Here is a 23,801-nt window from a genome sequence, read left to right as displayed (position 1 = left end):
CATATGTTGACATACGGCCATACGGCCAAGGATTTTCACCGCCGTGCGGGCCAGCCCGGACCGGCGAGCCGAGGCCCGTGCCGCCGGTCCGCCGACAGGGATCCCCCTGTCGCGCGGCGGCCCGGCGCGGGCCACACGGAATCTCCCCGTACGGCCCGCACGCACACCCGGTACGGCCCGCGACCCGCCGCACGGTCCCTCGGACGGCCCGCACGGTCATCCCAGGCGGCCCGCGCGGCCGTTCAGCGGCGGGTGAAGACGGGCACCCACGAGCCGGGCCGCTGACTGTTCTCGCGGTAGCCGGTGAGCGGCACGGCCTCGCCCCCGTTCACGTCCACCAGGAGCAGCCGGTTGCGGAACTCGCTGCCGACGCAGCTGTTGAACCCCTTGGACTCGCACGCCCACGTGATCACGTGGTCGTCGTCCGCCCAGGCGACGAGCTGCTCGACCCACTGCCCCTCGATCGGCTTGACCGATATGACCTCGCCGGTGCGCACGTCCTTCAGGCCCATGGCGGCGTTCTTGTCCGGGCTCCGGGCCGCGATCCACCGGCCGTCGGGCGACACCCCGGCGGTCTCGTAGGTGTCGGCCGCGCCCGGCGGCCCCTGCCGCGGGTTTCCGTCCAGGTCGTAGAACTTCTTGGTGCCGGGCGGGGTGCTGTTGTGCTCCCAGACCAGGGTGCCGTCCGTGCTCCAGGCGAAGTCCAGGCGACCGCCGAAGCGGTTGTTCTCGTCCGGCTCCAGCGGGTGGAACGCGGTCTGCCCGCTGTCCATGTCGACGACGGTGTAGCCGGTCCGGGTCGTGGGCAGCATCTCCCGGCTGTTGTTCACCAAGGGGTAGGACTCGTCGGGATTGCCGCCGTAGTTGGTGACCAGCAGCTTCGTGGCGTCGGGAGACCAGCTCACGGCCCCGGCCGGGCGCTCCAGGTCGATCCACCGGACCTCGTCCCCCGGGGTGGTGATCACCCCGACCCGCCGTGCGGGGACCGTCTCCATCACCGCGACGGACTGCCCGCCCTGCGCGACGTCGAGCCACGCCCACGGCGTCCGCTCGTAGGTCTGCCGACCCTTGTCGTAGCGGTACCAGGTCCGCCTCAGCACCTGCCGTCCGTTGGGGATCCTCTCCTCGTCCCAGACGTAGTAGGAGTAGAGCGCCGTACCGCCCGCCGCCACCAGGGTCTTCGGCGGCGTGGACTCCAGGTCGCCCACGGTCTCCGTGGACGGGCTCGGATCGGTCAGGACGGCGATGGCGGGCCGCGTGTCGCCGCCCCCCGCCCCCTGGAGCAATGCCGGGACCGTGAGCGCACCCGCCACGACGGCCGCGGTCGCCCCCGCGACCACCGCGAACGTCCTGCCCCTGACACGCCGGCGCTTCCCGAGCGCCTTCGACGCCAGGTCCGTGGGGATCTGCGCCTCGTCGGACCAGTCGTGAAGGGTCCGCCTGACGAGCTCGTCGATGGTCATGCCGTGGCCTCCCCGAAGATCGTGTACGGCTCCCGCAGCTCGGGTGCGAGCTCGCGCAACCTGGCCAGGGAGCGGTGGGCGGTGCTGCGGACCGTGCCCACCGAACAGCCGAGGATGTCGGCCACCTCGGCCTCCGGCAGGTCCTCGTAGTAGCGCAGGATCAGCACGGCCCGCTGCCGGGCCGTCAGCCGGGCCAGCGCGCGACGCATGACCAGCTGCAGCTCGACCCCGTGCGTGCCATCGGCCACGGCCCGGTCGGGCGGCTGGGCGATGACCGTCTCCCGTCGCCGCCGCCACCAGGAGACCTGCTGGCGGTACATCGCCCGCCGGACGTATGCCTCGGGTGTGCCCACGCTCCGCCACCTGACGACCGTTCTGGCCAGCGCGGTCTGCAGCAGGTCCTCCGCCGCGTGCTGGTCGCCACCGGTCAGCAGGTAGGCCAGGCGCATCAGCGCGGGGGACCGCGCCGAGACGAATTCGCGGAACCGTCGCTCCTCTGCGGCGTCCACGATCACCTCCACTGTGTGGTTACGCCCTACAGACGCACCGGGTGGCCGCCGCTATGCTCCGCGTGCCGTACGGATCCGGAGCGGTGCCCGCCCTGCCAGGTCACGTGTAGGTGAGCGCGGGGTGGAGGAACAGCATCCAGGAGCCCACTCCGACCTTCAGCAGCGCGTCGATGCCGCCCACCAGGCGGAGCGGCGACCTCGGCGTCACCTTCAGCCCGATCCAGGCGTTCAGCGACGTCACCACGCCGAGGATCGCGATCAGCGGCCCGTGCGCCATCCCCATGATGACGAAGTGCAGGCCGACCACGAACAGGATGCTCAGGATCATGGTCCGGTCATCCCGGTCCTTGAACGTGGTGACCACGTAGTAGATGAGACCGGCCTCGACGACGAAGGAGACGACCAGTGCGGCGATCTGCACCAGGGAGGGCGTGCCCAGGGACGGCTTCAGCAGCGCGCTGAGACCGCTGGCGACGAATCCGGTGACGAACCCGCCGATGCCGAGCGGTATCCACTTGCTGGGGAAGATCCAGCCGAGCAGGAAGCCGAGGCCGACGAAGATGAGGAAGAGGCCGCCGCCACGGATCAGCGGATAGGGGTGGGGCGGGACGGCGTCCAGTGCGAGCAGGGGGATCATGACGCTCTTTCGGTCAGCGCATTGACTCTGGCAACCTGACCTTAAAGCCATAAACGAGATCTATCGCGTTTTGGCCAGAAATGTGATCACGCCCGCACCGAGGGTGACCTCCGCCCCCCTGCCGCGCGCCCGCCGCCCGGCCGCCCGAGACCTCACCCGCCGCAGTGGACCGCGCCGCCGGGCACGGCCAGGCGCAGCGCCTCGGCGAGCGCGGCGACGTGCGGCCGCGTCAGGCGCCGGCGCGCGACGGCCACCCCGATGTAGCGGGCGGGGCGCGGCGGCCCGACCGGTACGGCCACCAGTTCCGCCGACGGCCGGAGCGCGACCTCGGGGATCATCGCGATGCCCACGCCGGCGGCGACCAGCACCTGGGCGAAGAAGTAGTCGGTGGTGCTGGCCGAGACGCGCAGCTCGGAGCCGGCGAGTGTGGCGTAGCGGTGGAGGAAGTCCCCGGTCTTGAGGCAGCCCAGCACCCATCGCTCGGCGACGATCTCGGCCAGGTCGACCGACGCGCGGCCGGCGAGCCGGTGGCCGGCGGGCACGACGACGGACATCGGGTCCTCCATCAGCGGCGTCCACGTCAGGCGCGAGCGGTCGCCGGGCCGGACCGGCGGCGGACTGTCGAAGTGGTAGGCCAGCGCGATGTCGGCCCGCCCCTCACGGATCATCGGCAGGCTGCCCTCCGGCTCGTGCTCCAGCACGGTCAGCTCGACCTCCGGGTGATCGGCGGTGAAGCGGGCGAGCGCGGCCGGCAGCAGATAACGGCCTCCGCTGGTGAACGTCGCGACGGTGAGGGTGGCGCGGCCGGTCGTGAACCGGTCGATCTGTTCCTGGGTGTGCCGCAGCTCCGCCGAGATCGTCTCGGCGGCCTCGACGAGCAGCCGGCCCGGCTCGGTGAGCACCGCCCCGCGGGTGCTGCGGTGGACCACCGGCGTCCCGAGCGTCCGCTCCAGCGCGGCGATCTGCTGGGAGACCGCCGACGGGGTGAGCAGCAGCGCGGCGGCGGCCCGGCTGAAGCTGCCGTGCCGGGCGACCTCGCGCAGGATCCGCAGCCGCTGGACATCGATCATCAGTTTCCCTAACAGCCGCTTAAGCAGATCACCACTTCTGCTTAAAACCGTATATGGACAGGATGAAGGCATGAAAGAGGTATGCGTCATCGGCGGCAGCCGCTACTTCGGCCGGCACCTGGTCGCAGGGCTACGGGACCGGGGCGTCGACGTCACGCTCGTCAACCGCGGCTCGCAGGCGCCGCCCCCGGGCGTGACCCACGTCGTGGCCGACCGCGACGACGAGCGGGGGCTCGCCCGGGCACTGGGCACCCGTACCTTCGACGTGGTCGTCGACCAGGTGTGCAACACGCCGCTCCAGGCCGCCGTCGCCGCGCGGGTCTTCGCCGGCCGCACCGGACGGTATGTGATGACCTCGACCATCGAGGTCTACGACCACTCCCCGGCCGGCGGCGTCCCCGCGGCCGCTCCCGGCACCCCGATGGCCGAGACGGCCGTCGACCCGGAGCTGTGGCCGGTGGATCCGGGCCTGCCCTGGCACGACCGGGCGTTCCTGGAGAACCAGTACGGCGAGGGCAAGCGGCAGGCCGAAGCGGTCTTCACCCGCGAGGCCGCGTTCCCCTTCGTCACCGTGCGGTCCGGTCACGTCATGGGCGGCGGCCCGGCCGACTTCACCGGCAGGCTCCGGCACTACGTCGAACGGATCCGCGCGGGCCGCCCCATCGTGGTCCACCGTGACAACCATCCGTCGTCGTTCGTCCACCACAGGGAGATCGCCGAGTTCCTGCGGTGGACGGCGGGCGCCGACTTCACCGGCGCCGTCAACGCCCGTTCCCACGGTGAGTTCGACGTCTTCGAGCTGTGCGACCGGATCGCCTCGCACACCGCCGCCCGGCCGGTCTACGACAGGTCCGGGGGCGCCGAGGTCTCGCCGTACTCGTTCGGCCACTACTACGGCATGGACAACAGCCGGGCCGGCCGGCTCGGCTTCGCCTTCTCCCACACCCGCGACTGGCTGCCGGACGCCGTCGCCCAAGCACTGTGAGGTCACCGGACATGCGTACCCGCCACATCGGCGGCGTCCCGGTCAGCGCCGTCGGACTGGGCGCCATGCCCCTGTCGATCGAGGGGCGGCCGGACGACCGCCGGGCGGTCGCCACCATCCACGCCGCGCTCGACGCCGGCGTGACGCTGATCGACACCGCCGACTCCTACCACTGGCACGCCGGCGAGAGCGGCCACAACGAGGAGCTGGTCGCCCGCGCGCTCGCCGCGTACGGCGGCGGCACCGCGGAGGTGCTCGTCGCCACCAAGGGCGGCCGGGGCCGGCCGGGCGACGGCTCGTGGACGGTCGACGGCTCACCGGACCACCTCAAGCGGGCCTGCGAGGCGTCGCTCAAGCGGCTCGGCGTCGACACGATCGGGCTGTACCAGCTCCACAAGCCGGACCCCGCCGTCCCCTGGGCCGACTCCGTCGGCGCGCTGGCCGAGCTGCTCGACGAGGGCAAGATCCGCATGGCCGGCGTCTCCAACGCCGACGCCGGGCAGATCCGCCAGGCGCACGACATCCTGGGCGGCAGGCTGGCCTCGGTGCAGAACCGGTTCTCCCCGGCCGTCCGCGCCGGCGAGCCGGAGCTGCGCCTCTGCGAGGAGCTGGGCGTCGCGTTCCTGCCCTGGAGCCCGCTCGGCGGCATCTCCCGCAGCTCGCTCGACGGCCGGTCCCGCTCCGGCGTGCCCGACCCGGCGTACGCCGCCTTCCACGCGGTCGCGCGCGAGCACGGGGTGAGCCCGCAGCAGGTCTGTCTCGCCTGGCTGCTGGCCCGGTCCCCGGCCACCGTCCCGATCCCCGGGGCCAGCCGCCCCGAGACGGCCCGCGACTCCGCGGCGGCCGCCGGCCTGGTGCTCGGCGCGGACGAGATCACCCTGCTGGAGGCCGCCGAAAGCCGGTAGGCCCTCCTCCCGGCGGCCGACCGGCCGGCCACCGGCCCTGACGCCGCGTCACCCGGCGTCAGGAGGGATCGTCACGGAGACCGCTCGCCGACAACCTCTGCCGGCGCGCGGCGATGCGGCGGAAGCCGAAGACGAGGAGCGGCACCGCGGCGGCGAGGGCCACCAGCCCGGCGAGTGTGACCGTCAGCATCAGGGGGGAGTCCAGCGAGGCCGGCGGGCCCCAGGTGCCGGCCTTCTCCGGGAAGGTGAGGGTGCCGGTCACCGTGTGCTTGACCCGGCCGCTCTGGAGGGCGAGGTGGAACTTCCACGGCCCGTCCGGGAGGCCCTCTCCCAGGACCACGGCCATCTCCCCGCGCTCTCCCGGCGCCACGGTCACGTTGCGGGCGGCCCGGAAGGGGCCGGCGCTGAGCGAGCTCGGGCCGTCGGACAGCGACAGTTGCCCGCTGATGTCCAGGGCGCGTTCGCCCGTGTTGAAGACGCTCGCCACGATCCGCGGCCGGCCGTCCTCGGCGCGTTGCGGGAGCACCTCACCGACCCGGAAGTCCGACGGGGGTTCACCGCCCGGCCCGACGTCGAGATAGGTGCGGATCCCGACCCGGTTGACGAGGGCGACGTTCCCCTGCGGACCGGGGGCCGACGAGGAGACCTCCGCCCAGATGACGGCGTATCGCTCTCCCCTGACGGCCATCGCCGGCACGTCGATCGTGGCCTTGGCCGTCGCGCTGCCGTGCGCCTTCAGGTCGACCGCGGAACGGCTGAGCCTGATCCACGAGCTCAGCTCGTTCGGGGTGCGGGCCGGCGCGAACGCGAAGCCGCCCTTGCCAACGGAGGCGCCGCTCGCGTAGAGCTCGACGTGCTGAGGTCGGGACGAACTGTTGGTGACCTTGAAGCGCCTCGTGAACTCGGTGCCGGGGTTGACGTGGTCGACGATGAAGATGCGGGCCCGCGGGTCGTCCATGCGGTTGGCCGGGGCCTCCAGGAGCATGATCCCGATGGACTCCTTCCCGGCCCCACGGGTGTCCTTCCCGGCCGTACGGGAGCCCGGTCCGGCAGGACGGGAGCCCACGCCGGCCGGATGAAGATCTCCGGCCGGGCGGGAGCCCACGCCGGCCGGACGGGAGCCCGCCGGGCCCCCGTCCGCGATCGCCGGGGTGCTGACCGCCCCGTGCAGGATGAGCGCTCCCTGAAGGATGAGCGCGGACAGCGCCGCCGGCGCGCGCCGCCGCAACAGTGGGTTACGCAACGGAGTGGTTCACCGTGCCGGTGTAGGTGCCCGCCACCGCCTGGGCGGGGATGTTGATCACGATGGTCGGGTTCCAGGTGGCGGAGTTGTCACCGGACCCGCTCGTCTTGCTGAAGGCGGTGCGCGAGACGTCCAGCGTCTGGGCGGCCGCCGCGTCCACCTGCCCGGGGACGAAGGTCCCGGTGCCGGTCGTCGCGGTGGCCGGACCGGACCAGTACAGCACCGCGGTGTTCGGGATGGTCTCCGCGGCCGTGCCGCCGCCGGTGGTGAAGCCGCCCGGGGCCGCGATCACCGACGCCGTCCACGTCGCGGTGAGCGCGGCGCGCTGGTCGGAGACCGTGACCGAGCCGAGCTGCCCGCTGATCTGGGTGCCCGGGTTGCCGCTGCCGAGGTCGACCGGGCCGTCGGGCACGGTGATCGTCAGCCCGTTCGGGGCGGTCACCGTGAACGTCACGGTGGTGGGACACGTGGTTGAAACAGGGCATGTGCCGGCCTGGGCCGGGAGGGCGACTATCGCCATTGCCGCGACCAGGCCCGCGACACCTGCCAATGAGCTGCCGAGACGGCTTCCAGACACTACCGATCCCTTCATCGAACCCGACCATGCCCGGGTTGTCCTTGCGTGATCACATCCTGCTCAGCGCGCCTCCTCCGGAAACTGTCCATATGAGCGTCTGGCAACTTTTGGTGATCTTCTGGTGACTATTGGCGATCACAGGTGGCAAATGTGACCATCGGTCGCACCGGCCGGCGCGTCTCCCCCCGCGGAGCGGCCGGGCGTCCCGGCCCGGGGATGGTCCGGCCCGGGGATGGTCCGGTCGCCGGGTGCGGGATGACGGACCCGGCGGGGAGCTGCTCCGCCGGGCCACGGGAGCCTCTCCGCCGGGGCCCGCCCACCGGCGGGGCGATTTTCCGAAATACGGCTGCCTGCGGTGAAATTCACCGGCGTACGACCACCTGAAGGGAAATTCGGCGAAGGCCATGGACGCGCACCGGCGCGCGAGCGCAATTCCAGCCGGGCGCGGAAGATTCTATCGTCGCCTTACCCGCAATTTGCCGCCCACGGACGGGATACGGGAGTGCGACCCAAATCAGGTGGCCTAGGCTGCCATCGGCTTTTCTCCACACCAGCGGATATCTGCTCCACGTCCGCCACCCGAAAGAGGATTTAACGCAATCGGAATGAGGAAAGGGCAGTGCGGACAATCCCGTCACTGATGGCTCCGATCGCCCTGCTGCTCTGGCTCGGCGCCCCCGCGGTCTCGGCCGCCGACAGCTCGGCCGCCGGCGCGGGGAAGGGGAAGGAGAAGGGGAGAGAGACCGCACGAGTGCTACGTGCCACCGAGCTGTTGATCACCGTGCCCAACGGCCCGGTGAACCTCGGCACCGGCGCCGCGGGCAGCACGCTCAGCGGCTCCCTCGGCACGGTGACCGTGTCCGACACCCGGCCGGGCAACCGCACATGGGTGGCCACCGTTTCGGCCACGGACTTCACCCGCGCCGGCGGAGGGACCATCACCAAAGCGAACATCTCCTACTGGTCCGGCCCCACCACCGCCTTCTCCGGCACCGCCGTCCGCGTCCCGGGGCAGCTCACCGCCGCCCAGCAACTCCCGCTGTCCACGCCGGTGACCGCGTTCACCTCGACCAAGGGGTCACTCGTCGCCGCCACCTCCACCAGTTGGGAGCCGACAATCGTCGTCAACATCCCGTTCTCCACCATCCCGGGCGTCTACACCGGCACCATCACCCACTCGGCCGCCTGACCGCCGGGTCCCCGCGGCGGGACGTGCCGCGCCGGTCGGCGCCCTCCCGTCCGGGGCCGCCCCGGAGCCGCGGTCCCGATGTACGGCGGAGCCGTCCTCCCTTCCGGCGGGAGCCGTCCGGTTCTCCGGCGAGATCCGCCCCCTGCCCGCGGACCCAGCCATTGAGTTGGCGGTCTTATGACCAGCCACGAACATAGATGAGCGAAGGCGCTCGTCGGACCTGAGAGATATTTGGACAACCGGGCCCGGACAGGGATAAAGAATTCCCTCCGGATCAGGCTTTCAGGGTGTTTGTCCTAATGTCGAGAATTTCCTTCCGCAGCGGTCCCACATCGCGGATCTCAGCCGTCCGACAGCACCCGGATGCCCGCCCGGCGTTATTTGTGTTTCTTCTTTATGGAAGGGATGTCATGCGCCACTGTTACAGACGCCTCGGGTATCCGCTCGCGGCCCTGGCCCTGATCCTGACGATGAACGTGCCCGTGTCCGCCTCCACCGCCCCGACGCACCGCCCCACCCCGCGCCCGTGGGTGAAGCTCTGCCTCAAGCTCAAGCAGAAGCACTCTCACCGGCACATCCGGTGCCGCCCCCCGCGGCTGCCCCGGCCCAGGATGGCCCCCATGTCCATGCTGGAGTCCCAGCTGACCCCGACGATCAATGAGATATCGGTGCCGACGAGCCCGTCGGCGGTCCTGGGGATCACCAGCGGCCCCGACGGGAACCTGTGGTTCACCGAGAACTACGCCAACAAGGTGGGACGCGTCACCACGGCGGGCGTGTTCACCGAATACACCATCCCCACCTCGAACTCCCAGCCGGCGGGCATCACCACCGGCCCCGACGGGAACCTGTGGTTCACCGAGGCCGCCGGCAACAAGATCGGGAAGATCACCACCGGCGGGACGATCACCGAATACACCCTGCCCAACTCGGGCTCCTACCCCTGGAGCATCGCCGCCGGCCCCGACGGGAACCTGTGGTTCACCGAGTCGGACGGCAACCGGATCGGGAAGATCACCACCGGCGGGACGATCACCGAATACACCCTGCCGACCAGCGGCGCCTACCCGCTCTACATCACCCCGGGCCCGGACGGCAACCTGTGGTTCACCGAGCCCCTCGCGGCCGGCATCGGGAAGATCACCACCGGCGGGACGATCACCGAGATCGCCGGTCCCACCGGTGCGATGCCCATCGGGATCGTCACCGGGTCGGACGGCAACCTGTGGTACACCGACGGCACCGGAAAGGTCACCTCGGCCACCACCGGGGCCGGCTTCACCGAATACTCGCTCACGGATCCCAGCGGCTTCCCCTGGGGCATCACCAGCGGGCCGGACGACAACCTGTGGTTCGTCGAGCAGCTCGGCAGCAGGGTCGACAGCATCACCACCGGCGGGACGCTCAACGAGTACGCGCTGCCGACCGACTTCTCCGGACCGTTCGAGATCACGACCGGTTCCGACGACAACCTCTGGCTCACCGAGGACTGGTACGACCAGCTCGCCATAGTGACCCCCTGACCAGGCCGTCCCCGCGCGAGCCCGCCGTACGTCGGCGGCGGTCCTGCTCCCTCCAGACATGACCGCCGCCGGTGGGCACCGCGAGCGCGGCGGGCCGGGAGCATGACCCGTCTCCCGGTCCGGGCACGGCTCTCCCGGCCCGCCCCGGGCACGACCGACGCCGGGTGCCCCTCCCTCCGGCCTCCCAGGTCCGGCCGGGAGGGACACCCGGCGTCGACAAATTATCGAAGCACGTACTAAAGTGCTCCTTCATCATGAAGGACGTACATAAATCATCGACCGACTTCGACCGCGACCCCGACGGCCGCCTCTTCGACCCTCAGGCGAGGGCCGCCATGTCCCGGTTCGCCGGCGGGGACGACACCCTCGCCCTCGAAGCCGCGGCCTCCGTCCGCACCGCCTTCCACGCCGTCGAGCGCATGCGCGCCCACGGGGCCCAGGGCCGCGGGCTGAGCTCGGGGGCTCTGGACATCCTGCTCCGCCTGGACGCCTCGGCCGACGACGGGACCAGCATCGGCGAACTGGCCCAGTCGGCCGGAGTGAGCTCCCGCAACGTCACCGGGCTGGTCGACACGCTCGAACGCGACGGCCTGGCGCGGCGGGTCCCCGACCGCCACGACCGGCGCTCCGTCCTGGCCCAGATCACCCCCGCCGGGCGGGCGTGGATCGAAGCCTTCCGCCGGCCCAGCCAGGCCGCCATGGCGGCGATCTTCCGGGGCTTCACGCCCGACGAGCTGACCCAGCTACGCCACCTGTGCCTGCGCCTGGCCGACAACCAGCACCGGCTCGCCCGGCACCTGAGCCAGATCACCGGCCTGGACCAGGCCACCGACCCAGGCCAGACCGCCGACCCGAGCCAGGCCACCGGGCCGGGCCAGGCCGCCGATCCAGGCCAGACCATTGACCCGAGCCAAACCGCCGGGCCGGGCCAGACCGCCGACCCGGGCACCCAGCCGTGAGCCCGCCCCCCACCGGCCGTCAGGACGGCCACGAGATCGGAGCCCGATGACCCCCGAGACCCAGACCCGGCAGATCGTCCGGGGCTACCACGAGGCCAGATTCCGGGGAGACGTGCCCGGAGCCGCCGCGCGCCTCGCCGGAGCGTTCACCTTCCGGAGCCCGCTCATGAGCTCCACCGACCCCACCGGCCACCTGGCCGGCCTCGCCGGATTCCTCCAGGTGGTCACCGGCGTCGACATGATCAGTGAACTGTACGGCGAGTCCGAGGCCACTCTCGTCTACGACGTGCACACCGCCACCCCCGCCGGCACCCAGCGCACCGCCGAGCACTTCCGCCTCGACGGTGGCAAGATCACCTCGATCACGCTGATCTTCGACGCGACGCCCTGGCAGCCGATGAGGGCGATGGTGGACCAGGCCCCGACCGGCGGCTGACCCACGGCCGGGGCCGGGCGGCCACCTGTCCACGAGTGACCGTGGCCGCCCACACCCGGCCACATCCCGACCGCCGGGCCCCACGCCCGACCGGACCCCGCCACAGGGCCTCGCGCCCGGCAGGACCTCCGCCGTGAGGCCCCGCGCCCAGCTTTTTCGCGCATTCGTATTTCCCGGGCAAGGACGCCCGCGGCCGGATCCGCAGACAATTCCTTCGGGTATCTCCTCGGTGCCGGATCAGCCGGCCGATGGCATTCTGGCTTTCGATCGAACTCCATGCGCGCACGCGTAGAGAAGAGGTCTCGATGGCCGGAGAATCAGGGACTCACCACAATGTGATCATGGCAGGCTGCGGGTCTGCCGATCTGACGTTCGGCGCCCGATCGGTGCAGATCGGAGGGGTGAGCGTGACATTCCCCGGTGGCGCGGAATTTCCGTCGGAGTATGCCGAGGAATATCCCGACCATCGATGGATACGGCCCTGGAGAAATCCGGAGGACCCGAAAAAATGATGCCGATCGATTTCCACGCCAGAAATTCCACTGGAACCTTCGCGCGAGGAACCAGCGGCGACGATTACCACGCCGGCCGGTCCGGTCACGGCGGCCGCGGAACGCGCGATGCGGACCGGCGCATTCCGCGGGAGAACAACCGACCGCCGCTGGCCGGGCGGTCCACGGAACCGGAGTGCGAACCCCCGACCGATCTACCCGGAGGTTGATCCCATGGCCCCCATCTCCCCCATCGGGGCGCACGCGATGCTGCTGCTCCTGCTACAGCTCGGTGCGCTGCTCCTCCTGGCACTCGCGCTGGGCCGCCTCGCCGTACGGCTGAAGATGCCGGCGGTGGTCGGCGAGCTGTGTGCCGGGGTCGTCCTCGGCCCCTCGCTCTTCTTCCAGGTGGCCCCCGACCTGGCCGGCTGGCTGATACCGCGTGAGGCCGAACAGTTCCACATGCTGGACGCGGTGGGGCAGATCGGCGTGCTGCTGCTGGTCGGCATCACCGGAGCCCACCTGGACATGAAGCTGATCCGCAGGCAGGGCGGGGCCGCCGTGAAGGTCAGCGGGTTCGGGCTGGTGATCCCGCTCGGGCTCGGCGTCGGCACCGGCCTGCTGCTGCCCCAGGCACTGAACGGGGGCAAGGACCAGACGGTGTTCGCGCTCTTCCTCGGGGTCGCCATGTGCGTCAGCGCGATCCCGGTGATCGCCAAGACGCTCATCGACATGAACCTCATGCACCGCAACATCGGCCAGCTCACCCTGACCGCGGGCATGGTGGACGACGCCTTCGGCTGGCTGATGCTCTCGGTCGTGTCCGCGATGGCCACCACCGGCCTGCGCACGGGCACCATCGCCCTGTCCCTGGCCTACCTCGTCGCCGTGCTCGCCTTCGCCGCCGTCATCGGCCGTCCGCTCGTGCGCAAGGCCTTCCAGCTCGCCGGCCGCTCGGCGGAGGCCACCCCGACCATCGCGACCGCGGTCGTGCTGATCCTGCTCGCCTCCGCGGGCACCCACGCCCTCGGGCTCGAAGCCATCTTCGGGGCCTTCGTCGTGGGCATCCTCATCAGCGAGTACGGTAAGCCCGACCCGGCCCGGCTGGCGCCGCTGCGCACCGTGGTCCTGGCCGTCTTCGCCCCGCTCTTCTTCGCCACCGCCGGGCTCCGGATGGATCTCACCGCCCTCGCCAGGCTGGACGTCCTGGGCTTCGCCCTCCTCATCCTCGCCGTCGCGATCGCCGGCAAGTTCATCGGCGCCTACCTGGGGGCCCGGGCCAGCCGTCTCAACAAGTGGGAGGCCCTGGCACTGGGCGCCGGGATGAACGCCCGCGGCGTCGTCGAGGTCATCGTCGCCATGGTCGGCCTGCGCCTGGGTGTCATCAGCACCGAGATCTTCACCATCATCATCCTGGTCGCGGTCGTCACCTCGGTCATCGCCCCGCCCATCCTGCGGATCGCCATGGCCCGAGTGGAGCAGACCCCGGAGGAGGACGAGCGCCACAAGGTCCACCTGGACCTGTCCACGCCGGTCAGGCCCGTCCTCGAACGTGTGGGCTGAGGGAGACCGGTCAACGATGGATCTCCAGCACTGGCTGGGCCGCGCGGTCGAGGCGGTGAACGGGTGGAGCGCCGGCTTCGGCCCGTTCACCCCCCACCCCTCCCACCACGTCGGCGACGAGGAGTTCGGCGCGGCCTTCGCCGACCTCACCAAGCGCCTGCAGGACAACTACCCCTTCTTCCACCCGCGTTACGTCGGGCAGATGGTGAAACCGCCCCACCCGGCGGCGATCGTCGGCTATCTCGCCGCAATGCTCGTCAACCCCAACAACCACGCCCGCGAGGGCGGGCCCGCCACGGCCGACATGGAACGGGAGGTGATCGCGGAGCTCGCCGCCATGTTCGGCCTCCCCGACCACCTCGGACATCTCACGACCAGCGGGACGATGGGCAACCTCGAGGCCCTGTACGTCGCCCGCGAGAGCCACCCGGGCGCGGGGGTCGCCTACAGCGCGGACAGCCATTTCACGCACGCGCGGATGTGCCGTGTGCTCGGCATGGCGGGCCACAGCGTGCCGGTCGACCTGCACGGCAGGATGGATCTCGACGCGCTGGAGGCCCTGCTGCGCCGGGAGCGCATCGGCACCGTCGTGCTCACCGCCGGGACGACGGGGACGGGCGCGGTCGACCCGGTCCACGGGGCCCTGGCCCTGAAGGAGCGCTACGGCGTGCGCCTGCACGTCGACGCCGCCTACGGCGGGTTCTTCACCCTGCTCGCCGGCCAGGGCCTGTTCGACCCCCGCCCGTGGGAGGCGATCCCGTCCTGCGACTCGGTCGTGGTCGACCCCCACAAGCACGGGCTGCAGCCCTACGGATGCGGTGCGGTGCTGTTCGCCGACCCCGCCGTCGCCCGGCACTACCGGCACGACTCCCCCTACACCTACTTCACCGAGAGCGACCTTCACCTCGGTGAGATCAGCCTGGAGTGCTCCCGCTCCGGCGCGGCGGCGGCCGCGCTCTGGCTCACCCTGCGGCTGCTGCCGGCGACCCCGGACGGGCTCGGGCGGGTCCTGCTGCCCGGCCTCCGGGCGGCGCGGCGCTGGGCCGGGCTGCTCCAGGACTCCCCGCACCTGACGCTGTTCCAGCCGCCGGAGCTGGACATCGTCACCTACTTCCCGTCCGAGCCGACGCTGGCCGGCGTCGACGCCGCGACCGCCCGGGTGCTGAACGCGGGCATGGCCGGCGCCGACCCCGTCTACGTCAGCGCCCTGCGCGTGGACGGCCACGCGCTCACCGGGCGCCATCCCCGACTGGTGGCGGACGCCCCGCACGCCCGCGTCCTCCGCAGTGTCCTGATCAAACCCGAAGCCGGCGACATCCTTGAGCACCTGCACCGCCGCCTTGAGGAGCTCGCCGGAGGAAGGAGTCACCCTTGTCCAGTCCCGTCATCACCCTCCGACCGGCCACCGGCGCCGATACCGGACCCCTGACCACACTTCTCGCGGAGTCGTTCTTCGATGACGCGCTGACCGTCTGGGCCTTCCCCAACCCCCGTCGACGGCAGCAGATCCTTCCCGGCTTCTTCCGGATATTTCTTGATTTATCAATCTCGCAGGAGGGTGCGCTCACGACGGAGGACCGCCAGGCGGTCGTGCTTTCGACCCCGCCCGGAGCCGAGGACCCCGGTGCGGACTTCACCACGCGGCTGCGCGAGGTCGCGGGCGAGTACGCCGACGCGCTGCTGACCATCGTCAGGCTCCAGGAGGCGCACCACCCGGCGGCCCCCCGGCACCTGTATCTCGGTTTCGGAGCGGTCGCACCGCACCTGCAGCGCAGCGGCCTGGGCGCCCAGATGATGCGGCAGGTGCTGGACGGCTGCGACCGCGACGGCGTCCCCGCCTACCTGGAGGCGAGCTCCCCGGGCGGGGAGGCGGTGGCGCGCCGGTTCGGGTTCGAGCACCACGGACCCGAGATCGTGATGCCCGGCGGCCCCCGCCTGCGTCCGATGTGGCGGGATCCGTATGTGCTCTGAACCACGCCTGTGGTCCGCCGCCGAGGTGGCCGCGGGCTTCGACCATCCTCGTCTGCCGGAACTGCGGAAGATCCTGGATTGGAGCCGCGGATATCTCACGGCGGGCCATCCCGAGCTGGGCCGCCGCGGGCCGGTGTGCCCCTTCAGCGCCCCCTCGTTACGGCGTGACCTGTTCTATCTGGCCGTTCAGGACGACGTGACGGACGTCGAGCGGATAGGTGAGGCGCTGTCGGCCTTCCGGGAACGGTTCCAGGCGATGGCCGGCACGTTGCCGCCCTCCGACCGGGAGCTGCTGACCTTCGTCGTCATACTCCCCGACTTCGACCACGACGACTCCGGGGAGCTGGACGAGCTGCAGCGGCGCATGAAGCATGAGTACGTCGCCGACGGGCTGATGATCGGCCAGTTCCACCCCACCTGCGCCGAGGCGGGTCTCTGGAACGAGGAGTTCCGCCCGCTGCGCTCCCCGATCCCGCTGCTGGCGATCCGCACGATGCTCGGCCTGGATCTCCCCTTCCTCTGGGACGAGACCAGCAACCTCGATTCCTATCTCGAACGCTTCGCCCCGCTGATCCCCGGCCGGGTACGTTCGCAGCTCGTCAGCAGGATGGCGTCCAGCTGACCGCCCCGGCGGCCGGCGGCGTCAGGCTCTCCACGCCCTCCGGGCCCGGCCGGGATCCCCGCAGATGATCCCGGCCGGACCGGGCGGACGGTCGGCTTCCGGCCATCCGCGGACCTCTCTGCGGTTCAAGCGTCAGGCGTCAGGCGGCGGGCGGCGGGCGGCGGGTCCATCTGCCGTCCGGCGGATCCCGCGCGGAGGGTGCCGTGGACGCTCTCCCTTTCGGGAGATCTCCCGCGGCCGGGCGTCCCAATAGAGTCGGCCCATGGATCTGGTCGCCGCGCTCCTGGCGCTCGCCGCGATGACCGTGGCGCTGGTGCCGCGCGTACCACCCGCGTGGCCGGCCATGGCTGCCGGGGCGATCTCGATCGCGATCACCGCCGCGCATCCGCTGGGCGGATGGCACAGCGACGCCATCTCCTGGACGCTGGCCGAGGTGCCGCCCCTGCTCGCGCTGACACTCCTGGCCGTCAGACACGCCCCGGCCCCGCAGGCCGCCGTCTCGGCCGGGCTCGCGGGAGGCGCGGTCGCGCTGATGCTCGTCCGCGTGCTCTGGCCCGGCGACTTCGCCTTCGCCGTCGGCTCCTGCGCGGGCTGGGCCCTCCTCGCGGTCGCGGCGGCGGGCGTCGGCCTCTACCTCCGCATGCTGGACAGCGGCCGGCGCCGCGCGGTGGCCGAGGCCAAGCGGACACAGCGGCTCGTGCTCGCCCGTGACCTGCACGACTTCGTCGCCCACGACGTGAGCGGGATCCTCGTCCAGGCGCAGGCCGCCCAGCTCGCCCCCGGACCGCTCCCGCCGCAGGTCGCCGACGCGCTGCGGCGCATCGAGGAGGCGGGTCAGCGGGCGCTGACCGCCATGGACCGGACCGTCCAGATGCTCCACGGAGCCGACGAGGCCGGGTCCGGCACGGCGGGAGCGCTGCCGGGGGTCGACGGCCTGGCACAGCTCGTCGCCGGCTACTCCCCGTCGGTGCGGGTGGACCTCTCGGTCGATCCCGGGCTGGAGCGGCAGCTCTCCCAGGAGACCTCCGCCACCGTCTATCGGGTCGTGACGGAGGCGCTCACCAACGTGCGCCGCCACGCCTCCGAGGCGACCTCGGTGGCGATCGCCGTCGCCCGCGTGGGAGAGTCGGTCCGCGTACGCGTCACCGATGACGGCGGCGGCCACTCCGAGGCGGCCGGCCGCGGCGGCTTCGGCCTGGTCGGGCTCACCGAGCGGGCCGAGGTGCTCGGCGGTTCGCTGTCGGCCGGCCCCGAGCCAGGCGGCTGGCGGGTCGAGGCGCTCCTGCCCGCCCATCCGCCCCGGAGGCTCCGGCACGCCGGCGCGCGTGTGAGGCGCCCGACCGCCGACCGTGGAGAGCCGACATGACCACCCGGATCCTGATCGCCGACGACCAGGAGGACGTGCGGATCGGCTTCCGGCTCATCCTCGGCTCCCAGCCCGACATGACCGTGGTGGGAGAGGCCGCCGACGGCCGCAGCGCCGTCGACCTGGCCCGGCACCTGCGGCCCGACGTGGTGCTCGCCGACGTCCGCATGCCGAAGCTCGACGGGCTTGAGGTCACCCGGCTGCTGGCCGGGCAGACCCGGGTGATCGTCGTGACGACCTTCGACCTGGACGAGTATGTGCACACCGCGCTGCGCAACGGCGCCTGCGGCTTCCTGCTCAAGCGGTCGGGGCCCACGCTGCTGATCGAGGCCGTCCGCGCGGCCATGGCCGGCGACACGCTGATCAGCCCGCAGGTCACCGTACGCCTGCTGGCTCACCTGCGCGCGCCCGCCGCGTCACCCGCGCCCGCCGAGCCGTTGACGGGGCGCGAGCTGGAGATCGCCCGCCTGGTCGCCCACGGCCGCACCAACGCCGAGATCGCCACCGAGCTGTTCATCGGCTCCGGCACGGTGAAGACCCACGTCGCCAACGTCCAGCGCAAGCTCGGCGCGGCCAACCGGGTCGGCATCGCGGCCTGGGCGTGGAGCTCCGGCACCGTCACCGGTCCGTAGCCCGCGCCGGCCGCCGGTCGATCTCGGCGATCAGCTCCAGCTGTTCGAGCTGCGCGTCGAGGGTCGGGGCCGCGATGCGGCAGACCAGGTGCTCCGCGCCCGCCTCCGCGTAGCGGGCCAGCGTGCCGGCCACCCGCTCGGCGGGACCGGCGACCAGCACCTGGATCGTCCGCACCGTCTCGTACGGCAGGCCGTAGGTGGCCCGGCAGTAGGCGTCGAGCTCCCGCTCGCCCCGCTCCGCGTCGTCGGTGACCAGCACCGTGACGAACAGCGCCGGGGTGACCGCGTCGGCGGGGCGCCCCGCCGCCCCCGCGGCCTGCCGTACCGACTGGAGACCCGCGCGGTAGTCGGCGGGGTCGGGCGGGTAGGGCAGCCACCCGTCGTAGTACCGCCCGGTGCGCTCCAGCGCCGACCGGCTCGCCCCGCCCAGCCAGATCGGCGGCCCGCCGGGCCGGTAGGACGGCGTGGACTCGGGCAGCTCGTCGAAGTGCAGCACCTTGCCGTGGAAGGACCGCTCACCCGCCCACAGCGCCCGCCACAGGGCGACCGTGTCGTCCAGCCGCCCGAAGCGGCGCTCCCACGGCACCTCCGACACCGCGTACTCGATCTCCGACCGGCCGGGGAAGCCCGCGCCCACGGTGACGGTCAGCCGGCCGGCCGACAGGTGGTCGATGGAGGCCAGCTCCTGCGCGGCCGTGACCGGACGGCGGAAAGCGGGCAGCAGCGCCGCGGTGCCGAGCGTGACGCGTTCGGTCACCGGCGCGAGGGCGGCGAGCATCGCCAGCGGCTCGACGCGCGCGCCGAGCAGGGTGTCGTTGGCCCAGACCGAGTCGTAGCCGAGCCGTTCGGCGTGGACACCGAAGTCGACCAGCCGCCGGGCGTCGTTCCACTGGCTGTGGTTGGTGGGGAGCAGGACCCCCAGTCGCGTGTTCATGGAACGGATCGTGCTCCTCACTGTGAATATCAACAATTCCCTCAAGGGAATCGACGGACCCAGCAGACTGGGAGCGTGGACTTCTCTCAGACCCTGCGTGCGACCCGGCAGCGCCGCCACCTCAGCCAGCTCGACCTCGCCCTGCGCGCCGGCACGACGCAGCGCCACCTCAGCTTCATGGAGAGCGGCCGTTCCCGGCCCGGCCGGACCATGGTGGTACGGCTGGGCGAGTCGATGGAGCTGCCGCTCAGGGAGCGCAACGATCTCCTGCTCGCGGCCGGCTACGCCCCCGTCTACCCGCAGACCCCCCTCGACGACCCGAGCCTGGAGCACGTGCGCACCGCGCTGGGACACATCCTGAGCGGACACCTGCCCTACCCCGCGATCGTCGTGAACGCCAGGCACGAACTGGTGCTCGCCAACGACGCGTTCGGCCTGCTCACCGAGGGCGTCGCCGAGCACCTGCTGCGCCCGCCGGTCAACGTGCTGCGCCTCTCACTGCACCCGGAGGGTCTGGCGCCGCGCATCGTCAACCTGGCGCAGTGGGCGCAGCACATCCTCGACCGCATCCCGCGCGACGACCTCCACGACGAGCTGTCCGGTTACGTGCCGCACGTCGCGCCGGGGCCCGAGCACGTGGGCTTCGCCGCCCCCGTGCGGCTGCGCTCGGCACGCGGCGAGCTGCGGCTGACGACCACGATCACGACGTTCGCGACCGCGCTCGACGTGACCGTGGCGGAGCTGAAGCTGGAGGCGTTCCTGCCCGCCGACGCGGCCACGGCGGCGCTGCTGGCAGAGTGACAGTCCCCACTCGCCATCGGCCCGGCAGGGAAGGCGGCGCCCCCCGGTCTCCATCGGCGTGGCAGGGGAGGCGGCGACCCCCGGTCGCCGTCGGCCCGGCAGGGGAGGCGGCGGCTCTCGATCGCCCGGCCTTGACGGCTGTCCACCGCCCGGCCGGTCAGGCGCCGGGGAACATGTAGTCGGTGGCGATGCGGCCGTTCCCGTCGAGGACGAGGACTTCCAGACCGCCGCCCACCGCCGCACCGCCACCGGCGGGGACCATCTCCCAGTTGAACTTGACGACGTCGCGGAGGCGGATGGCGTTGTCCACCGGCTGGAAGACGAACTCCCCGGGAGCGACGAACTCCTCGTAGCTGCGGGTCACCCGGACTTCGAGCTCGTCGTGCCCGTGCGCTTCGAGGGTGGTGGAGTCGAAGCCCAGCCCCGCGGCGATCTCCCGGATCTCCTGGGGCGGCTGAAGGATCTGACCGCCGTCCTCGGCCCACAGCTCCTTGATGGCACTGCGGCGCAGCTCGGCGTCCGGCTCGTTCCACAGGGCGACGTAGCGGCCGGCCAGCTCACGAGCATCGATATAGGTCACTGCTTCTCCTTGGCTTGCGTGTCCGTGTCACTCCCAAGCTTGTGAGAGGGGCCGCGGATCAACAATTCCTCGGAGGGAATGGCGGGCTCCATCCGGCCGCGGACCGGTCGGCGTGCCGGACGCCCTCGCCCGGCACGCGATCCGCGGTCAGCTCCAGGTGGCGCGCTTGAGCACCCCCGACAGCCCCGGGGTGTTCCAGACGTCCACCACCAAGATCTTCGACGCGGGCAGGAACCACTCCTGCTGGGTGAAGCTCGTCGTCCGCCGTCCGCCGCTTTCCGTCACGCACTGGTTGGGCCAGGCGGTGTACTTCGCCTTGTGGCCGGGTCCGACCTGGCGCAGACCCGTCGAGGAGGCCTTCTCCCCGGGGTACCAGCTGGTCTTGGCGTCGAAGGGACAGGACACCACTCCGCTGAAGGGGTGGAACTGGCTCTCGCCCGTGTAGGTGATGGAACCGCCTCCGACCGGGACCTTGGTGATCGCCCTCGGGCCGAACACCCAGAAACTCCGGCAGTTCGCGGCGAAGGGCTCCGGCTTCTTGCACTTCCCGGTCACCACCACGACGCGGTCCCCGTCACGGTGCGCCTTCCACCCGGCGGGGAGCTTCAGGTTCATCCCCCGGAAGGAGAAGACCTCGGCCTTCGAAGCCGACAGGTCCGAGGAAACCGCGGTCATCGGTGATCCCGGTGCGGCCGAGGCCGCGGCTGGGGTGGCAAGTACGGCGGCCGCGGCGGCCAGGCCGACGGCGAGGGAAAGAGATCGTTTTCTCATGCCGGGAAGCTATCGGCCCCCACTTGTCGATCTCTGTGCTCTTGGTTGTGGCGCAATGTCCCCGGCTGGATGACCCGGCATACCGGCGGAGTCCTCGCGGGCCGTGCCGCCGGCCTCCGGAGGGTGTCGTGACGGTCGAACTCCCGTCGGACGGGCAGGCCGCCGGGCGCGGAGCGTCACGCTCTGACAGCGCCACGGCAGCGCCCCGTCCGGGGCGGCGCTGACGGCGCCGCCGACCCGGCCTACCCCTCGGCGACCGGCCGGTAGGTGCACACGTGCACGCCCGTGCCGCTGGTGACCGTGGAGACCAGCTCAAGCGTGCGCAGCGCACCGTCATCGGGGAAGATCGTCTTCCCGCCACCGAGGATCACCGGTTCGATCATGAGCCGGAGCTCGTCAACCAGGCCCTCGTGCAGGAGAGTGCGCACGAGCGTGGGGCTCCCCATGACCAACAGGTCGCCGCCGTCGGTCTCGTGCAGCTCCCGGATGCGGGCGACGGCCCCGTCACCGGGGATGCGTGTGGTGTTGTCCCACGTCAGCTTGTCGTCGCCCAGCGTGTCGGACACGACGTACTTCGGTATGGCGTTCATCCGGTCGGCGAACGGGTCGCCGGCTCGCCCGGGCCACGCCGCCGCCATCGTCTGCCATGTGCGGCGCCCGAACAGCAGCGCCTCGGCACTGGTCATCGCGTCGCCGAAGGCACCGCCCACCACCTCCGGGTCGAAGAACGGGTGCGACCAGCCGCCGTGGGCGAAGCCGCCGTCGGTGTCCTCCTCGGGGCCGCCTGGCGCCTGCACGACGCCGTCCAAGCTCATGAACTCAATGATCACAATGCGCACGGGTCTCGTCCCTCCTGGGTCGTTCCGCTGATTCGGGGTTGCGCTGCCGGGGATCCGGGGCTGCGCTGCTGGATGGGGCTGTGTTGCCGGGTTCCGGCACCGCTTGGATGGGGCTGCGTTGCCGGGTTCCGGCACCGCTGGTCAGGACCGGCCGGTCAGCCGAAGCGCTCGGCCGTCCAGGCGTCCCACGCGGCCTGCTCGTCGCGGCCCGTGAAGTTCTGGTGGCCGAGCACGAGGGCGTCGCCGCGGGCGGTGCCGGAGTGGATGAACCGGTACAGGCCCTCGTCCGTCCGGATGCCCAGATTGACGGGCAGGTTCGCGTAGTAGACGACCCCGGCGGAGCCGTTCGGGAGCCGGACGCCGTCGCCCTCGCCGACGTCAGGCGTGACGCCCAGCGACTCCGTGACGGTCTTCCAGACGGTGTCCGGGCCGCCCGCTCCGGGCCGGACGACCGTGGTGACCGACGGGGTGCGGCCGGTGAAATATGTGAGGTACTGCTTGAGGGTCTCCAGGTAGATGGGCCAGCCGGCCTTCATCGCCTCGAACTCGGTCTCCCAGTCGTCACCGAGCATGCCGCTCTGCACGAGCCGCAGCACGGTCGTGCCGCCGCCGCGTCCCTCGACGAGGTATTCCAGCGCCATGAACTGGCCGTCGGGGGCCTCCGCACCGCGGGTCGCGAGGCGGGTGCCCGGCTCGTAGGCGGTGATCGTGGCCTGCTCGGTGTGGCCCATCATCGTGAGGCCGGCCGGACCGCCGACGGACGTGTCGAGCTCGGTGCGTCCCATGAACCAGGAGTCGACGCCCGGCCCGGTCGCGATCGCGTCCCAGACCTGCTCGGGAGTGGCGCCGAGCTCGATCTCCTGGCTCAGCTCGAACGGGTGTGTCATCGGGCTTCCCTCATGCTCGGATGGACGGCGACGACGATCCGGTGGTCGCGGCCGTGCGCGGCGGACTCGTCGTGGTATTTGGACACCAGGGCCGTGACGGCCCCGGCGAGCTCCTCGGCGAACGCGGCCCGGTCGGCGGCCGAGGCGAAGCGCACCTCGCCGTCGATCGCGAAGGTCGCGACGCGCTTGCGCGCCTGGGCGGCGCCGGTGATGAGCGCCCCGACGTCGCGGACAAGCCGGGCCGCGACGGCCAGCAGCCAGCTCACCGACAGCTGGTCGGGGGAGCGCGCCGGGTCGGGCTCGACCGACGCCAGCGCGGTCGGAGAGATCACGTAGGAGGCCGCGGTCGCGCGCATGATGCGCTCGTTGACGTTGCCCTTGCGCCGCTCCTCGATCATCTCGACGAGCCCGTGCGCCTCCAGCGTCTTCAGGTGGTAGTTGACCTTCTGTCTGGGCAGGCCGACCCTGGCGGCCAGCATGGTCGCTGAGCCGGGCTCGCTGAGCTCGGCCAGCAGCCGGGCCCGGATGGGGTCCAGCGAGACCTCGGCGGCGGCCGGATCTTCGATCACGACGATGTCCTGCATGATCGCAGGCTATAGCCGACAAATTTTCTTGTCAAGAAACCTTTATTTGCCGGCGGACCGGCGACATCCGCCCGTCCCCGAGCCGTGATGGCCGGCGATCCGCGGGCGGACACCGGACTTCGACCCGTCGCGTACGCCGAACCGGTGGGTCGCGTATGCCGAGCCGGTGAATCATGTACACCGAACCTGCGGGTCGGTACGCCGAGCCGGTGGATGGGCGTGATCGTCATGGCGGCCCGCACGTGGCCCGGCGCCCTGTGCAGC

The 23,801-nt window shown here is 71.6% G+C and carries 26 protein-coding genes; 14 read left to right on the top strand and 12 right to left on the bottom strand.

Annotation, left to right across the window (positions count from 1 at the left end):
- Nucleotides 1-242 precede the first annotated feature (242 nt).
- From J2S55_RS17185 to J2S55_RS17170, 4 genes are all read right to left on the bottom strand, one after another.
- The gene (locus tag J2S55_RS17185; RefSeq protein ID WP_306861779.1) at nt 243-1,463 is read right to left on the bottom strand and encodes a hypothetical protein; all 1,221 of its coding nucleotides are present in this window, start codon (nt 1,461-1,463) and stop codon (nt 243-245) included.
- Entirely contained in the window at nt 1,460-1,972 is a 513-nt protein-coding gene (locus tag J2S55_RS17180; RefSeq protein WP_306861777.1) for a SigE family RNA polymerase sigma factor, read from the bottom strand. The genes J2S55_RS17185 and J2S55_RS17180 overlap by 4 nt, the downstream gene beginning before the upstream one ends.
- Nucleotides 1,973-2,072: 100 nt before the next feature.
- On the bottom strand, nt 2,073-2,609 hold the full coding sequence (locus tag J2S55_RS17175; protein WP_306861775.1) for a DUF6609 family protein: 537 nt from the start codon (nt 2,607-2,609) through the stop codon (nt 2,073-2,075).
- Nucleotides 2,610-2,761: 152 nt separating this feature from the next.
- Nucleotides 2,762-3,679 carry a LysR family transcriptional regulator gene (locus J2S55_RS17170; protein WP_306861773.1) on the bottom strand — a complete coding sequence of 306 codons (918 nt, stop codon included), beginning with the start codon at nt 3,677-3,679 and terminating at the stop codon, nt 2,762-2,764.
- A 70-nt stretch (nt 3,680-3,749) separates the two neighbouring features.
- On the opposite strand from J2S55_RS17170, the gene J2S55_RS17165 reads away from it, so the two are divergent.
- Nucleotides 3,750-4,664 (top strand): NAD-dependent epimerase/dehydratase family protein, encoded by a 915-nt coding sequence (locus J2S55_RS17165; RefSeq protein ID WP_306861771.1) that lies wholly within the window; start codon nt 3,750-3,752, stop codon nt 4,662-4,664.
- A gap of 11 nt (nt 4,665-4,675) precedes the next feature.
- A complete protein-coding gene (locus J2S55_RS17160; RefSeq protein WP_306861769.1) occupies nt 4,676-5,569 on the top strand; it encodes an aldo/keto reductase in 894 nt (297 codons plus the stop codon).
- Between the two features lie 58 nt (nt 5,570-5,627).
- On the opposite strand, the gene J2S55_RS17155 is transcribed toward J2S55_RS17160, so the two are convergent.
- Nucleotides 5,628-6,812, bottom strand: a complete 1,185-nt coding sequence (locus tag J2S55_RS17155; protein ID WP_306861767.1) for a hypothetical protein — start codon at nt 6,810-6,812, stop codon at nt 5,628-5,630.
- Nucleotides 6,805-7,266, bottom strand: coding sequence for a hypothetical protein (locus tag J2S55_RS17150; protein ID WP_306861765.1), 462 nt, complete (start codon nt 7,264-7,266; stop codon nt 6,805-6,807). The genes J2S55_RS17155 and J2S55_RS17150 overlap by 8 nt, the downstream gene beginning before the upstream one ends.
- Before the next feature lie 763 nt (nt 7,267-8,029).
- On the opposite strand from J2S55_RS17150, the gene J2S55_RS17145 reads away from it, so the two are divergent.
- From J2S55_RS17145 to J2S55_RS17095, 11 genes are all read left to right on the top strand, one after another.
- Entirely contained in the window at nt 8,030-8,578 is a 549-nt protein-coding gene (locus J2S55_RS17145; protein ID WP_306861763.1) for a hypothetical protein, read from the top strand.
- 410 nt (nt 8,579-8,988) lie between these two features.
- Nucleotides 8,989-10,101, top strand: coding sequence for a Vgb family protein (locus tag J2S55_RS17140; protein ID WP_306861761.1), 1,113 nt, complete (start codon nt 8,989-8,991; stop codon nt 10,099-10,101).
- Nucleotides 10,102-10,355: 254 nt separating this feature from the next.
- Nucleotides 10,356-11,060, top strand: a complete 705-nt coding sequence (locus J2S55_RS17135; RefSeq protein WP_306861759.1) for a MarR family winged helix-turn-helix transcriptional regulator — start codon at nt 10,356-10,358, stop codon at nt 11,058-11,060.
- Nucleotides 11,061-11,106: 46 nt separating this feature from the next.
- Nucleotides 11,107-11,496 (top strand): nuclear transport factor 2-like protein, encoded by a 390-nt coding sequence (locus J2S55_RS17130; protein ID WP_306861757.1) that lies wholly within the window; start codon nt 11,107-11,109, stop codon nt 11,494-11,496.
- A 248-nt stretch (nt 11,497-11,744) separates the two neighbouring features.
- The gene (locus J2S55_RS17125; RefSeq protein WP_306861755.1) at nt 11,745-12,008 is read left to right on the top strand and encodes a hypothetical protein; all 264 of its coding nucleotides are present in this window, start codon (nt 11,745-11,747) and stop codon (nt 12,006-12,008) included.
- A 213-nt stretch (nt 12,009-12,221) separates the two neighbouring features.
- Complete coding sequence (locus tag J2S55_RS17120) at nt 12,222-13,550, top strand: cation:proton antiporter (RefSeq protein WP_306861753.1); 1,329 nt, start codon at nt 12,222-12,224, stop codon at nt 13,548-13,550.
- A 16-nt stretch (nt 13,551-13,566) separates the two neighbouring features.
- Entirely contained in the window at nt 13,567-14,979 is a 1,413-nt protein-coding gene (locus J2S55_RS17115; protein ID WP_306861751.1) for a pyridoxal phosphate-dependent decarboxylase family protein, read from the top strand.
- On the top strand, nt 14,922-15,521 hold the full coding sequence (locus J2S55_RS17110) for a GNAT family N-acetyltransferase (RefSeq protein ID WP_306861749.1): 600 nt from the start codon (nt 14,922-14,924) through the stop codon (nt 15,519-15,521). The genes J2S55_RS17115 and J2S55_RS17110 overlap by 58 nt, the downstream gene beginning before the upstream one ends.
- Nucleotides 15,511-16,143, top strand: coding sequence for a DUF6875 domain-containing protein (locus J2S55_RS17105; protein WP_306861747.1), 633 nt, complete (start codon nt 15,511-15,513; stop codon nt 16,141-16,143). The genes J2S55_RS17110 and J2S55_RS17105 overlap by 11 nt, the downstream gene beginning before the upstream one ends.
- A gap of 262 nt (nt 16,144-16,405) precedes the next feature.
- Nucleotides 16,406-17,509, top strand: a complete 1,104-nt coding sequence (locus J2S55_RS17100) for a sensor histidine kinase (RefSeq protein ID WP_306861745.1) — start codon at nt 16,406-16,408, stop codon at nt 17,507-17,509.
- Nucleotides 17,506-18,141, top strand: a complete 636-nt coding sequence (locus J2S55_RS17095; protein ID WP_306861743.1) for a response regulator — start codon at nt 17,506-17,508, stop codon at nt 18,139-18,141. The genes J2S55_RS17100 and J2S55_RS17095 overlap by 4 nt, the downstream gene beginning before the upstream one ends.
- On the opposite strand, the gene J2S55_RS17090 is transcribed toward J2S55_RS17095, so the two are convergent.
- The gene (locus tag J2S55_RS17090) at nt 18,128-19,075 is read right to left on the bottom strand and encodes an LLM class flavin-dependent oxidoreductase (RefSeq protein ID WP_306861741.1); all 948 of its coding nucleotides are present in this window, start codon (nt 19,073-19,075) and stop codon (nt 18,128-18,130) included. The genes J2S55_RS17095 and J2S55_RS17090 overlap by 14 nt on opposite strands.
- Nucleotides 19,076-19,150: 75 nt before the next feature.
- Between J2S55_RS17090 and J2S55_RS17085 the strand changes: the two genes are divergently transcribed.
- Nucleotides 19,151-19,876, top strand: coding sequence for a helix-turn-helix domain-containing protein (locus J2S55_RS17085; RefSeq protein ID WP_306861739.1), 726 nt, complete (start codon nt 19,151-19,153; stop codon nt 19,874-19,876).
- A 157-nt stretch (nt 19,877-20,033) separates the two neighbouring features.
- Here J2S55_RS17085 and J2S55_RS17080 read toward each other — a convergent pair whose 3' ends face one another.
- The 5 genes from J2S55_RS17080 to J2S55_RS17060 form a co-directional block, all read right to left on the bottom strand.
- Nucleotides 20,034-20,456 carry a hypothetical protein gene (locus J2S55_RS17080; protein WP_306861737.1) on the bottom strand — a complete coding sequence of 141 codons (423 nt, stop codon included), beginning with the start codon at nt 20,454-20,456 and terminating at the stop codon, nt 20,034-20,036.
- A gap of 147 nt (nt 20,457-20,603) precedes the next feature.
- Nucleotides 20,604-21,227 carry a hypothetical protein gene (locus J2S55_RS17075; protein WP_306861735.1) on the bottom strand — a complete coding sequence of 208 codons (624 nt, stop codon included), beginning with the start codon at nt 21,225-21,227 and terminating at the stop codon, nt 20,604-20,606.
- Nucleotides 21,228-21,469: 242 nt separating this feature from the next.
- Nucleotides 21,470-22,042: a dihydrofolate reductase family protein gene (locus J2S55_RS17070; RefSeq protein WP_306861733.1), complete on the bottom strand. Its 573-nt coding sequence runs from the start codon at nt 22,040-22,042 to the stop codon at nt 21,470-21,472.
- Nucleotides 22,043-22,221: 179 nt separating this feature from the next.
- Nucleotides 22,222-22,953 carry an SRPBCC family protein gene (locus J2S55_RS17065; RefSeq protein WP_306861731.1) on the bottom strand — a complete coding sequence of 244 codons (732 nt, stop codon included), beginning with the start codon at nt 22,951-22,953 and terminating at the stop codon, nt 22,222-22,224.
- On the bottom strand, nt 22,950-23,537 hold the full coding sequence (locus J2S55_RS17060) for an ArsR/SmtB family transcription factor (protein ID WP_306861729.1): 588 nt from the start codon (nt 23,535-23,537) through the stop codon (nt 22,950-22,952). The genes J2S55_RS17065 and J2S55_RS17060 overlap by 4 nt, the downstream gene beginning before the upstream one ends.
- Between the last annotated feature and the right edge of the window lie 264 nt (nt 23,538-23,801).

Source organism: Streptosporangium brasiliense (genome assembly GCF_030811595.1).
Taxonomy (GTDB): domain Bacteria; phylum Actinomycetota; class Actinomycetes; order Streptosporangiales; family Streptosporangiaceae; genus Streptosporangium; species Streptosporangium brasiliense.
The sequence above is the reverse complement of the archived record's forward strand: the minus strand, read 5'-3'. Positions and strand labels throughout refer to the sequence as shown.